The organism is Acidimicrobiales bacterium (assembly GCA_035533095.1).
Classification (GTDB): Bacteria; Actinomycetota; Acidimicrobiia; order Acidimicrobiales; family Palsa-688; genus DATLUM01.
The window spans coordinates 13456-26513 of record DATLUM010000111.1 but is presented as its reverse complement, the minus strand read 5'-3'; the positions used below and the strand labels follow the sequence as shown (position 1 = coordinate 26513).

Genomic DNA, 13058 nt, shown 5'->3' with positions numbered 1-13058 from the left:
ACCGGGGGTCCGCTGAGCGGGGTCCTGCGGATCAGCGGGACGCCCAAGTTCAGATCGGGAGCCTGGCGAAGACGTTCTGGACAATCAGCTCGACGACGATGAACGCGACCAGGAAGGACAAGTCGAACATGCCCACCGGCGGGATGATCCGGCGGAACGGCGCCAGGACAGGTTCTGTCAGCACGAAGACGATCTTGCGGACCGGGTTCAGTGGTGAGTTGTGGCTGTAGGGAAACCAGCTCAGTATCGCCCGGGCGAACAGGATCAGGACGTAGAGCTGCCCGAGGTCGTAGAGGATGTTGCCACCGCGAAAGCTCAGCACGCGCGAGCCGTGTCAGGACTTGTAGAGGCCGCGCTCTTGGAGGCGGCGCTTCTCCTCCGCTGAGACCTCGACGTTGGACGGCGTGAGGAGGAACACCTGGTCCGCCACCTTGTCCATGCTTCCCGACAGCGCGTACGTCACGCCGCTGCAGAAATCGATCATCCGCCGGGACAGTTCGCGATCGTTGGATTGCAGGTTCACTATCACGGGCTGACCGTTCTTGAAACGATCGCCTATCTCCTGGGCGTCGGCGAATCGGGATGGAGCCACCACGTGGACCTTCGCCCCGTGCATCGGTGTGATGGGGCGGACAACGGCGGAACGCGGGGTTATGGTCACGCCGTTGCCGGGCTCTGGCATCTCGCGGACGGGGCGGACGGCCGAGACCGATCCGCTCTCCATCGGTTCCGAGTAACGGCGCGGCTGGCTGACAGCCGGCGGCTGGTCCTCATATGGTTCGTAATCCTCGTACTCGTCGTCAGTGAGTCCCAGGTACACCATCGCCTTGCGCATGATCCCTGATGCCATGAGTGCCTCCCAGTAAACCCGAAGCCTATCGTTGCACCGCCACCCGGCCAGGGCGCGGACCGAAAAGAACCCTGCCCAGCCGCAGGGTGGTGGCGCCTTCGTCGACGGCCACCTCGAAGTCGTCGCTCATACCCATCGACAGCTCCCGAAGACCCAGACGGCGGGCTTCGCCCGCCAGCCACCGGAAGCACTGGCGCGCCGCCTCGGCGTCGCCGGCCGGCGCCACAGTCATCAGGCCTGCCGTGTCGAGCGGAAGGCCGCGGCAGTGCTCGACCAGCCCGTCCAGTTCGCCGGGGCTGCAGCCTGGCCTGCCTGCGGCACCGGCGACGTTGACTTCAACGAACACGGTCGCACCGGGGGAGGCTGATGCGATGGCGTCGGCGGCAGCGGGCCGGTCGACGCCGTGCCACACGCTCACCACGGGCGCGAGGCGGCGCACCTTGTTCCGCTGGACCTTGCCGAGAAAGTGCCAGCGAGCACCCGGCGGCGCGGCGCCGGCCTTCGCCAGCAGCTCCTGGCCGTAGTTCTCGCCGACGTCGGGCGCGCCTGCTGCGACCGCCGCCCCGACCGCGTCAGACCCGAATCCCTTGGTAACAGCGACGATCCGGATCTCGTCAGGGTCGGCTCCACGCGCGCGGATGCGTTCGCGGACCTCGGCGAGGCGTCCGCTCACCGACTGGGGGTCGAACGCTCCTGGCGTCTCCGGGTCCGTCGGCTTGTCCAAGAGAACCGCCTGCTCCCTCACGGGCGCCAAACGACCGTCGCCTGGCGCCGCTGTGTCGAACCGGTCCGCCACGACCAGTAGCTCCCGGAGCAGCCGGTGCACGACTTCGACTCGCCCACCAACGTCGCGCCGGCGTTGTGAAGCGCAACCTTCACCGCGGCGGGAAGGTCCAACGCCGGCGTTCCGTGCCTGTCGCAGGAGCGAACGCCCTGACCGTACCGGCCCGCCATGTCCTGGAGGTCGTCCTCCCCGAAGCTGTAGCAGCAGGGGCGGATGCACGGCCCGAGCACCGCTTCTATCCGGGTGGCGCCCAGCCGGCGCATGGTGGTGACCGCGGACTCGACCACCCCCGCCCGCAGTCCCTTCCATCCCGCGTGCACCACGCCGAGCACGCCTTCTGGGCTGCCGAGGCCGACCGGCGCGCAATCCGCAGTCAGCACGGCCAGCGCGGCACCGGGCTTGGTCGTGACCGCTGCATCCGCCGGCTCTCCGCTCGCAGCTCCCGGATGGTCGACCACGACGACTCGCGGGCCGTGGACCTGGCGAAGGAGCGTCCACGTCTCGTCGACGGCGGCGCGCCTCCGGCGTTCGACGGTCGAGCCGGCGCCGGCCATATCCCCCTGCGCGCAGCTGGTGCTGCGCACCCTGATTCCGCCGGCCAGCTCCCAGTCGGCCGGGTGCATGTACACCCCGGCTGCCACCGCTACTTCAGGAAGTCAGGGACGTCGAACTCATCTCCGACGAGCCCCATCTCGTCTTCGTCGCGTAGCTCGCGTTCCGTCTCAGCAAGGCCTATACCGCCGCTCGAGCCGGATCGATCCCGCGTCGAGGCGTCCTCCCACCTGTCGAAGCCGGCGGCGATGACCGTGACCCTGACCTCGTCACCCATCGAGTCGTCGATCACCTGGCCGAAGATGATGTTGGCGTCGGGGTGCGCGACCCCGTGGATGATCTCGGCAGCCTCGTTGACCTCGAACAGGCCGAGGTCGCTGCCGCCGGCAATGTTGAGAAGGATCCCGCGCGCGCCTTCGATGGAAGCCTCGAGCAGCGGTGAGGTGATCGCAAGCTTCGCCGCGGTGACCGCGCGGCCGTCGCCAGAGGCAGTGCCGATGCCCATGATCGCGCTGCCCGCGTTGTTCATGATCATCTTGACGTCGGCGAAGTCCGTGTTGATCAAACCGGGCGTGGTGATGAGATCGGTGATCCCCTGGACACCTTGGAGCAGCACCTCGTCCGCCATCTTGAAGGCGTTGACCATCGACGTCTTGTCGTTGGACACCGTGAGGAGGCGATCGTTGGGGATCACGATCAGGGTGTCCACCTTCTCCTTCAGGCGCTGGATGCCGGACTCCGCCTGCAGCGACCGGCGCCTCCCTTCGAAGCCGAAGGGGCGGGTCACGACTCCGATCGTCAACGCGCCCAGCGACTTGGCGATCTCCGCGACCACCGGTGCGCCGCCGGTGCCCGTCCCGCCGCCTTTGCCGGCGGTGATGAAGACCATGTCGGCACCTTTGAGGACTTCCTCTATCTCCTCACGGTGCTCCTCTGCGGCCGCCCGGCCGACCTCGGGGTCGCTGCCCGCGCCGAGGCCGCGAGTCAGTTGGCGGCCGATGTCGAGCTTGACGTCCGCGTCGCTCATGAGCAGTGCCTGGGCGTCGGTGTTCACCGCGATGAACTCGACACCCTTCAGCCCGGCATCGATCATGCGGTTGACCGCGTTGACGCCGCCGCCGCCGATCCCGACGACCTTTATGACGGCGATGTAGTTCTGGGCGGCACCGGCCATGAGAACCCTCCCGGGCACTGCAACGCACCGGGAACCCGGTGCTCTTTATCGATCGAAACGAGTGCTGTGGTCAAAAGCGTGTCACGCCGCGAGTTCGCCGTCGCGGATGCTCGAGCATTGAATCCCTCGCAAAGTCTTGACTTCTACTAGAGAGTTATGTCAACCTCCGGCGTGGGTTGAGAGGCTACCCCGGGCTTCATCGCGCCGTCAAGGCTGCCGGACGGTCAGGAACCGACAGGTCGATGGAGGTCACCCCGGACAAATTCGCCTGGGTGAGCAGGGTGTCCAAGGCGGTCAGCTTGGCGGCGAGCTGAGAACCGTCGCCCAGGTGGACGCTGATCCAACCAGACGCCACCTTCGCCGGCAGGACGGCGAGGGTCAGGACAGCGGGTGCCTTGGGGTCGAGCGTGATCGACTGCACCTCGCCGCGGATGTCCGCCGGCAGCGCCGCGGCGAGCGCGAGGGCGGCGGCGATGCCTTCGGGGACGTCAGTGCTGTCCGACCGCGCGTTCATGTCGACGAGCGCCGCTGACACCGGGGATCTGGCGCCCGGAGCAGCAGCGGTGGACAAAGGAGCCGACGGGCCCGCGCTGCCCTGGAACCAGCCGCCGGGTCCGGGTAGCGCACCGGAGCCGTATATCACCGGCAGTCCCGCCACAGGCGTGGAGGTCACTGACAGCACGCGGCCGGTCGCGTCCACGAGGGCCCACCGCGGCGGGCTCCCCTGCTGCGCTGGAGCGGCGGCCGTGGCGACCGGCCGGCGCTCGACAACGCTGACACGGACCGTCCCGGGCCAATCGATCGACACGCGAGCGTCACCGAGGACGGGGACCCCGTCGAGCCGGCGCGCCACCGCTGCACCGTCGACGTCGATCATGAGACGCCGCTTCGCCAGGCCGGCTGCCGCTATCACCTGCTGCGCGTTCAGCGACACCGTCGCGGGTACGGCGGGCCCCGTGGGTGCGGGGCCGAGGTTCACACGAACGTGGCGGACCTTGAATATCGGTGTCCACAACGACCCGACGAGCAGGCACACGATGACCGCCGCCACGGAGCAGGTGACGAGGATCCGCAGACGCCTCCGCCCTTCCTCCCTGCGGACCTCGAGGCGGCGCCGGGCGATCCGCGGGTCCATGCGGGGCCGTTTCCCACTCTCGAGCGTCGTGCTCAAGCCTGATCCTCCACTCGAGGTTGATCCATTTCGAAGCCGATCATCCTGACCTCCGGCTGGAGGGAGATCCCGTGGCGCCGCTCGACCTCCCTGCGCACCAGAAGGATCAGCTCCCTCACGTCGTCAGCGGAGCCGCCCTGGTCGGCTTGGATGAAGTTGGCGTGCTTGGTCGACACTTCCGCGCTCCTCCATCGGCGTCCCTTGAGGCCCGCCGAGTCGATCAGCGCGCCTGCAGAGCTGCCGGGCGGGTTGGTGAACACCGAACCGGCGTTCTGCCCACCCGGTTGATGGTCGCGCCTCCAACGGACGATTTCGCGGATGGTCTCCTTGCCGGCGCCGGGGTCGCCGTTCGCCAGACCGAAGCTCGCTTCGATCACGACGTGCTGGGGGGTCACCGCCGAGTGGCGGTACGAGTAGTCCAAGTCGGCGATGCGCCACTGCGACGCCCCGTCCTGTTTGCGGAGGTCGAAGACGGTTGCGCGGATGAGGTGGTGCGCGATGTCGGATCCGTGGCCGCCGGCGTTCATCCGCACCGCGCCTCCGACCGATCCGGGAACCCCGACCGCCCACTCCATGCCGGTGAGCCCCGCTTCAACGCTTTGGCGGGCGAGAACGGGCAGAGCTACCGCGGCGCCGGCCCGCACGGTGGTCCCGTGGATCTCGATGCCCGAGAACGCGTCTGGTTCGAGGATCAGCGCTATCCCGGGGAATCCGGCGTCGGAGACGAGCAGGTTCGACCCTTTGCCGACGGTCAGCACCGGCAAGCCGGACGCTCTCGACGCCGAGGCGACCGCAGCGAGGTCGCTCACGTCGCGGGCGGTCACCAGGAGCGCTGCGGCACCACCGACGCGGTATGTCGTGAGAACGCCTAACGGGCCGTTTCGCTGCACCTGCTCCCCGAGAGGAGCGAGGTGCTTCGCGGCGACCTCGACCGCGGACCGGTCCGCGCCGGCCGCCGGTGCCGGGAATTCAGGCATCGGGGTCTCCCTCGCGCAGTCCCATCACGAGCCCGGGGAGCTTCGTGACGTCCCCGGCGCCCATCGTGAGACACAGATCGCCCGGGCGGAGCAGCTCGGCGAGGAGGCGGGCGGCGCCCTCGAGCGTGGGGACGTACCGGATGTCCGAGCTTGGAGAGGTGTCCCTCACTGCTCGGGCGACCAGCTCGCCGTTCACTCCGGGGATCGCGTCCTCCCCCGCGCCGTAGACATCGGTGACGACGAGGATGTCCGCTCCGGCGAGAGCAGGTCCGAACTCGCGCCACAAGGCTTGCGTTCGCGTGAAACGGTGGGGCTGGAAGACCGCCACGACGCGCTGCCATCGACCGGCGCGCGCCGCTGCCAGTGCGGCGGTCACCTTCTCGGGATTGTGCGCGTAGTCGTCGACGAAGGTGACGCCGCGGGATTCCCCTCTCAACTCGAATCGGCGACCGACTCCCTCGAACGCCGCGATCCCGTCCCGCGCGGCCTCCCAGCCACTTCCTATCGAGACCGCAGCTGCGATCGCGCCGGACGCGTTGAGAACGTTGTGCAAGCCGGGCGCGGCCACGACGAAACGGCCTCTCGGTCGACCGTCGTCGTGCAGGTCGAACTCACTCCCGAACCGCTGAAGCGAGACGTTGCTCACCCGGACACGGGCGTCGCGCGACTGCCCGTAGGTACGTACGCGCTCCTTTGGAGTGACGTGGGGCACCAACGCGGATGCTCCCGGGTCGTCGGCGCAGATGACCGCGGGTCCGGGTGCTTCGGAGACGTAACGCCGGAAGGCGGCGTCGATCTCCTGGCGGGTGCCGTAGTGGTCCAGGTGGTCCGCGCTCACGCTGGTGACCACGACCGCCTCGCACCCGAGCTCCAGGAACGTACCGTCGCTCTCGTCGGCCTCCACGACCATCCATTCCCCGTCGGGTTCCCAGACCGCGCCAGGGCCCACGCCGGCTACGTCCCCGCCGATCACCATCGACGGGCGGAACCCGGCGTGGCGCAGCAGCACCGCAAGCATGGACGAGGTCGTGGTCTTGCCGTGGGTGCCGGAGACGCCGATCGTCCGCTTCTGCCGGCAGATGGCCGCCAGGATCTCTGACCTGCGGACCACCCGCACGCCTTTCGCACGTGCCGCTTGCACCTCCGGGTCCCCGTCGGGCACGGCGGTGGAGACGGCGACGATCTCGGCGCCCTCCACCAACGCCGGGTCGTGCCCGACGTGGACATCGACACCGATGTCCTTCAAGCGCTGGACCGCGGCGCCGCCGGCGGCGTCGCTGCCGGTGACGCGGTGACCCATGGCCGCCAGAACGGTCGCTATGGCGCTCATCCCGGCGCCGGCCGCTCCCACGACGTGGATCCGAACCGGCCTCGCGAGGTCCGGGATCCCCCGCTGGTCAGCCACGGGCGTGCTCTTCCGCGAGCGCGGCGACCGCGGACGCTGCGTCGGGGCGGCCGAGGGCCTTCGCCGCGGTCGCCATCGACTCGAGGATCGCCGGGTCGGAGATGAGACGGTCGAGCTCAGAGGCGAGCCTCCCGGCGTCGAGCTCGGCGTCCGGCACGATCACGGCGGCACCCGCCTGCGCAAGGCTGAGCGCGTTGAGGGTCTGGTGGTCCCCGGGCGCGCCGGGAAGGGGGACCAGCACCGACGGCACACCTGCCACCGACAGCTCGGCGACGGTACTTGCGCCGGCGCGTTGCACCGTCACATCGGCTGCGCTCAGAAGAAGGTCCATCCTGTCCTCGAAACTGACCAACTGGTAGACGAGGGTTCCCGGCTCGAGCACCGGCGTCCTCGCGGCTGCCGACTCGTAGTCGCGCTCTCCCACCACGTGACGGATCGCGACGTCGGTCCGGTCACACCAGAGCGAGGCGAGGCCGAGGGTGGCGTCGTTGATGCGCCTGGCACCGAGCGATCCGCCGGCAACGGCTACGAGGGTGCGTTCAGGAGGTATGCCCAGCTCCGTCTTCGACCGAGCGCGCTCTTGTGCGGATCGGTCAACCGAGACGATCTCCTGACGGACCGGGTTCCCGGTCACGACCGGGCGAGGCAGCGGTGTGCCCGGGAACGACACGGCACACGCGCGCGCCACCCGGCCTGCTAGGCGGTTCGCGAGGCCCGGGGCCGCGTTCTGCTCGGCGACGACCAGGGGGATGCGCAACAGGGCCGCCGCGGCAGCGCACGCCACGCTGGCGTATCCGCCGACAGTGACCACGACGGCGGGTCGCAGTCGGAGCAGCAAGCCGACCGCGCGGAAGAAGGCCCATGCCAGACCGGCGACCGCGCCCACGTTGTCGAGCGTCAGCCGCCTGGCTATTCCCCTCCCGGGAAGCAGGGTTATCGAAAAATCAGCCGCTGGTACCATCCGGCGCTCGATTCCCCTGGCCGACCCCACGAAGTGAATGCTCTCCCGGGGGTGGCCGCGCTCCACGAGCGCCCGCCCGATTGCCAGGGCAGGAACAGTGTGGCCACCGGTTCCGCCTCCCGCGATAACCGCCCAGACGCGAGGTGGCCGCTCGGTCACCGTGGCCTTGCGATGTTGGCGAGCACTCCCATGGCGAAGAGGTTGATCACGAGCGAGGATCCGCCGAAGGAGACGAACGGCAACGGCACGCCGGTCACCGGCAGGAGCCCGACCACCGCGCCGATGTTGATCACGGCCTGCCCGACGATCCACGCGGTGATCCCCGCTGCCAGGAGAGCTGCGTAACGGGTGCGGGCGTTGCACGCCAGCCTCACCCCGACGACACCGAGCAGCACGAACAGGCCGCTGAGGACCAGGCCGCCCAACAGGCCCGTCTCCTCGCCCAGAACGGCGAAAATGAAGTCGGTCTGCGCGTTGGGCAGGTAGCCGTAACTTGCGATGCTCGACCCTAGGCCGTCCCCGAGGACGTGCCCGTGGCTGAGAGCCAGGAGACCCTGCACCGACTGGTACCCGGTGTTCGAAGCGTCCTTGAAGGGGTTGATGAACGATGTCATCCGGCGCCACCTGTACGGTGCCGCCACCGCGAGCAGGAGACCGCAGGAGGCGATGAAACCCATGAGCGCTGCCATGACGGCGGCCGGCACGCCGGCGGTGAACAGCATGGCGAGCACAATGCATACGAGCACCATGGTCGTCCCCATGTCGGGCTGGGCCATGACGAGAAGCACGAGCAAGCCGAGAACCGCCAGCACCGGCACCGCCTGGTACTTCCAGTCGCCCTTGCGTGACCGCCGGTCCAGGATGTCCGCAGCGAACACGACCAGTGCCAGCTTTGCCATCTCGGAGGGCTGTATCTGCAAAGACGACGTACCGAGCCAGCGGGCCGCGCCCGACGCCCGGACGCCGATACCCGGCACTAGGACGGCGAAGAGCAAGCCGATCGACACGTACATCGCTCCCGGCGCCAGGCGCCGCCAAGCCTGGTGATCGACCCGGACGGCGACGGCGAACCCGGCGATGCCGACCGTCAGCCACATGATCTCGCGGAGGAAGAAGTGCCACGGCGACCCGTACTGGTGGAGGCTGAGGATCGACGAGGCGGACAGGACCATGACCACGCCGGTAAGGCAGAGGACGGCCAGCAAAGAGACGAGCAGGATGAAGGTCCCGCCTTGGGACGGAACCCGAGACGGTGCACGGGTTTGCGTCGACGCAGAGCCGCGTTCGCGAGCACGAGCCGGCGCGGGCCGTGAGACCGTGGCGCGTGCCCCGCCATTCCGCGCGGGGCGACCTCGCGTGAGTTGATCGGTACGGATCATGATTCCCCCTTCGACAACATCGACTTCACAAGCGAAGCGAAATGGTCACCGCGCGCCGCGTAGGACGTGTACCAATCGAAGCTGGCGCAGCCCGGCGACAGCAGGATCGAGTCACCCGGCCGGGACAACCGGGCCGCGGCGGAGACCGCTTCCTCCATCGTGCCGGCGCTCTGCACGGGGACCAGGTCACGGAACGCCTCGATCACCTCGCCCGCTGCTTCTCCGATCGCGACCACGGCCCTAACGGGAGGGACCGTGGAACCCAGCACGCTGAGGTCGATCCCCTTGTTGCGTCCGCCGGCGATGAGAACCACGGACTGGAAGCCGGCGACCGCGGCGACGACCGACGCCGGAGTGGTTGCCTTCGAATCGTCGTACCAGTCGACTCCCCCACCGGAGCCGACGAGCGCGACCCGATGCGGCAGAAGGGGTGCTCCTCTCAACGCCGAGCGGCAACCCTCGGTCGACGCGCCGGCTGCCATTGCGACCGCTGCGGCCGCCAGCGCGTTCGCGACATCGTGAGGAAGGGCACGCGGCAGTTCCTTCGCCGCGACGATCGGGTCACCGTCCGGCCCGCGCAAGACGTCGCCGTCGAAGCCGTAACCAGCCTCCGCTTTCGCGATCGAGAACTCGACGACGCCGACACCCTCGGGGATCGAGGAAGCGGCAGCCGACACGAGAGGGTCGTCGGCGTTGATCACCGCTGTGTCGCCGGGGCCCTGGTTCTGCCAGATGCGCGCCTTGGCGGCTGCGTAGTGGCCCATCGTCGGGTGCCAGTCGAGGTGATCGGGTGAGAGGTTCAGCCAGCAACTCACGTGCGGCCGGAACGCCTCGATGAACTGAAGCTGGAAGGACGACACCTCGGCCACGCAGACGTCCGTGCCGGAGTTGACGGCCTCGACCAGAGGGACGCCGATGTTGCCCGCAGCGATCGCCGACCTGCCGGACGCCTGCAGCATGGCGGCCACCAGGGTGGTCACGGTCGTCTTCCCATTGGTGCCGGTGATCGCGACGAGCTCCGGGCCGCCGGCGGGACGAATCTCCCACGCCAGCTCTATCTCCGAGCGCACAGGTACACCGGCCGCATCCGCCGCCTCGTAGACCGGATGCGACGCCGGGACGCCGGGGCTGGGGACCAGCAGCTTGCTTCCTGAGATGCGACCCGTGAGATCCGAGGCGGGCGGGGTCGCTTCCACCGAGACGCCGAGCGCGGCCGCGGCCGCGACGAGATCCGTCGAAGGGGAGTCGTCGAAGACGGTGACCTCGTCGCCGCGCGCCAGAAGGCAACGCGCCACCGCCCTTCCCGTGACCCCGAAACCCACGACCACCACGCGCCCCGTCATCCGGTTCCCCCCTTGGACAGGAAGTCCGCGTAGAACGCTCCGAGCGACAGCGCTGTGAACAGGCCTGCGAGTATCCAGAAGCGGACGATCACGGTCGTCTCGGGCCATCCGACGAGTTCGAAATGGTGGTGTATCGGCGCCATCCGGAACACGCGGCGGCCGAAGAGACGGAAGCTCCCGACCTGTACGATCACCGAGAGGGTCTCGAGCACGAAGAGTCCACCGACGATCGGCAACAGGAGATCCACGTTCTCCAACAGAGCAAGCGTCGCGACAGCCGTGCCGATTCCGAGCGAGCCGGTGTCCCCCATGAAGATGCGGGCGGGAGCCGCGTTGAACCACAGGAAGCCCGCACAGCCTCCGATCATCGCCGTGGCGAGCGCGGCTTCGTCGAGCGAAGCCGGGTTCCTGTAGAGATCGAAGTGCTTCAGCTGGTAGAAGCCGATCACCGTGAAGGCGGCGAACGTGAACGTCGACGACCCGGCGGCCAGACCGTCGAGACCGTCGGTGAGGTTGACCGCGTTGCTGAAGCCGACGATCACGAGCACCGCGAAGATCACCCAGCCGACCTTCCCGAGGTCGATCCCGAGTGAGTTGTACCGGGTGAACGACAGATGGGTGTCGACCTTCAACCAGGTCACGCAGACGATCGCGAATGCGAGCGCCACCACGAACTGACCGCCCGCCTTGGCCCTCTTGTTGAGACCGAGACTGCGCTGCCGGTGCACTTTGATCCAGTCGTCGATGAGGCCGATCCCGGCCGCCGCGCACACGGTGACGGTCGCCACGATGCCGCGGGTGGTGAAGGTGGTCTCGATGTGCGAGACGAGGTATCCGAGTACGGCCGAACCGATGAGGGCGACGCCGCCCATGGTCGGCGTGCCGGCTTTCGTCAGGTGCCTTTCGGGGCCGTCCTCGCGGATCTGCTGGCCGATGCCGCGTTTGCGCAGCCAGCTGATCAGCAGGGGTGTCCCGAGCATGGCGACCGCGAGCGCGATGCCTCCGGCGAGCAGCAGATCGATCATTCGCCGGGTCGCCTCGAAGCGAGTATCCGTGCGATGGCGGCATTGGCCACCTCGACGTCGTCGAAGGGCACCACGCGGCCGCCGATGTCCTGCCCTCGCTCGTGCCCCTTACCGGCGATCAGCACGACGTCGCCGCCCGACGCGTTCGCCAGTGCAGTCGCGATGGCAGCTGCGCGGTCAGGCTCGGTGACGACGTTGGCGTTGCCCTCGGCTCCGGTGAGGATCTGATCGATGATCGACATCGGGTCCTCCGAACGGGGATTGTCGGAGGTGATCACGGCCAGGTCCGCGAGCCGGGAGGCTGCCGCCCCCATCAACGGCCGCTTCTCGTGATCCCGGTCCCCGCCCGCCCCGAAGACGACGATCAGCTTTCCGGACCCGAGTTCTCTGGCCGCCATCAGCGCCTTGCTGAGCCCGTCCGGAGTGTGGGCGTAGTCCACGATCACGGAGAACGGTTGGCCGGCGTCGACCACCTGGAAGCGACCCTGCACCCCTGAAAGCGAAGCCAGGCCGGCCGCTATGGCGTCGGTCTCGATCCCCAACGACCGGGCGCACGTAGCCGCCGCAAGGGCGTTCTCCACGTTGAACCGCCCGCCCAGATTGACCACGAGCCGGTGCCCTTCCCAGACGAAGGTGCTGCCACCGGGCCGTAGCTCGAGGTCGCTCGCGTCGGAGAGCGAGAACTCGGCCACCGGCAGGCCACTGGAGCGCACCTGCTCCGCGAGCCGGGAACCCCATGCGTCGCCGGTGTTAACCACCGCCAGGCGGACACTGCCCGGCTCGAAGAGCCGTGCTTTCGCCTCGAAGTACTGGTCCATGGTTTCGTGATAGTCGAGGTGCTCGGGTGTCAGGTTGGTGAACACTCCTGCTGCGAAGCTCAGCGCGTCGGTGCGGTGCTGATCGAGGGCGTGGGAGGAGACTTCCATGGCGATCGCTCGGCCCCCGCGGTCCCGCCAACCAGCCAGAAGAGCTTGCAGCTCCGGTGCTTCGGGGGTGGTGCGCTGCTGGGTGAGCGTACCGATGGTAGTGCTGGGCCACCCGTTCGTATCGAACACCGAGGACAGGAGGGCGCACGTGGTGGTCTTGCCGTTGGTCCCCGTGACCCCGACCACGGTCAGCTGCCTCGAGGGATGGCCGAAGATCGCGTCGGCGACCGGCCCCAAAGACCGCCGGACCGAGGTCACGACGACCTGCGGCACGCCTACCTCCAGGCGCCTTTCGCACAGCAGCGCGGCGGCTCCCGCCGCGACGGCCTCACCCGCGAACTCGTGGCCGTCCATGGTGTGACCCGGGACACACGCGAACATCGCTCCCGCGGTGACACCGCGGGAGTCCATGGTGAGCGACAGAACCTCGGTCGAGGGATCCCCACTGATCTCGACGATCAGATCCAGTGCCGCCAGGCCCGCCTCCGCAACCAACCCGTCGAGCCGCATC

13 protein-coding genes are annotated in these 13058 nt (G+C 68.6%); all 13 read right to left on the bottom strand.

Annotated features, from left to right (window positions below; all coding sequences use genetic code 11):
• Positions 1–49: 49 nt before the first annotated feature.
• Positions 50–322: a YggT family protein gene (locus tag VNF71_14150; GenBank protein HVA75697.1), complete on the bottom strand. Its 273-nt coding sequence runs from the start codon at positions 320–322 to the stop codon at positions 50–52.
• A 12-nt stretch (positions 323–334) separates the two neighbouring features.
• Positions 335–850: a cell division protein SepF gene (gene sepF, locus VNF71_14145; protein ID HVA75696.1), complete on the bottom strand. Its 516-nt coding sequence runs from the start codon at positions 848–850 to the stop codon at positions 335–337.
• 25 nt (positions 851–875) lie between these two features.
• Positions 876–1676: an alanine racemase gene (locus tag VNF71_14140; protein HVA75695.1), complete on the bottom strand. Its 801-nt coding sequence runs from the start codon at positions 1674–1676 to the stop codon at positions 876–878.
• The gene (locus tag VNF71_14135; GenBank protein ID HVA75694.1) at positions 1592–2275 is read right to left on the bottom strand and encodes a polyphenol oxidase family protein; all 684 of its coding nucleotides are present in this window, start codon (positions 2273–2275) and stop codon (positions 1592–1594) included. Before VNF71_14135 ends, VNF71_14140 begins: the two co-directional genes overlap by 85 nt.
• Before the next feature lie 2 nt (positions 2276–2277).
• Positions 2278–3360, bottom strand: coding sequence for a cell division protein FtsZ (ftsZ, locus tag VNF71_14130; GenBank protein HVA75693.1), 1083 nt, complete (start codon positions 3358–3360; stop codon positions 2278–2280).
• A 196-nt stretch (positions 3361–3556) separates the two neighbouring features.
• Positions 3557–4531, bottom strand: a complete 975-nt coding sequence (locus VNF71_14125) for an FtsQ-type POTRA domain-containing protein (protein HVA75692.1) — start codon at positions 4529–4531, stop codon at positions 3557–3559.
• On the bottom strand, positions 4528–5508 hold the full coding sequence (gene murB, locus VNF71_14120) for a UDP-N-acetylmuramate dehydrogenase (protein HVA75691.1): 981 nt from the start codon (positions 5506–5508) through the stop codon (positions 4528–4530). The genes VNF71_14125 and murB overlap by 4 nt, the downstream gene beginning before the upstream one ends.
• A complete protein-coding gene (murC, locus tag VNF71_14115) occupies positions 5501–6913 on the bottom strand; it encodes a UDP-N-acetylmuramate--L-alanine ligase (GenBank protein ID HVA75690.1) in 1413 nt (470 codons plus the stop codon). The genes murB and murC overlap by 8 nt, the downstream gene beginning before the upstream one ends.
• Positions 6906–8033, bottom strand: coding sequence for an undecaprenyldiphospho-muramoylpentapeptide beta-N-acetylglucosaminyltransferase (murG, locus tag VNF71_14110; protein ID HVA75689.1), 1128 nt, complete (start codon positions 8031–8033; stop codon positions 6906–6908). Before murG ends, murC begins: the two co-directional genes overlap by 8 nt.
• A complete protein-coding gene (gene ftsW / locus VNF71_14105) occupies positions 8030–9079 on the bottom strand; it encodes a putative lipid II flippase FtsW (protein ID HVA75688.1) in 1050 nt (349 codons plus the stop codon). The genes murG and ftsW overlap by 4 nt, the downstream gene beginning before the upstream one ends.
• A gap of 170 nt (positions 9080–9249) precedes the next feature.
• On the bottom strand, positions 9250–10596 hold the full coding sequence (gene murD, locus VNF71_14100; GenBank protein HVA75687.1) for a UDP-N-acetylmuramoyl-L-alanine--D-glutamate ligase: 1347 nt from the start codon (positions 10594–10596) through the stop codon (positions 9250–9252).
• Positions 10593–11621: a phospho-N-acetylmuramoyl-pentapeptide-transferase gene (gene mraY, locus VNF71_14095; protein HVA75686.1), complete on the bottom strand. Its 1029-nt coding sequence runs from the start codon at positions 11619–11621 to the stop codon at positions 10593–10595. The genes murD and mraY overlap by 4 nt, the downstream gene beginning before the upstream one ends.
• Positions 11618–13057, bottom strand: coding sequence for a UDP-N-acetylmuramoyl-L-alanyl-D-glutamate--2,6-diaminopimelate ligase (locus VNF71_14090; protein HVA75685.1), 1440 nt, complete (start codon positions 13055–13057; stop codon positions 11618–11620). Before VNF71_14090 ends, mraY begins: the two co-directional genes overlap by 4 nt.
• Between the last annotated feature and the right edge of the window lies 1 nt (position 13058).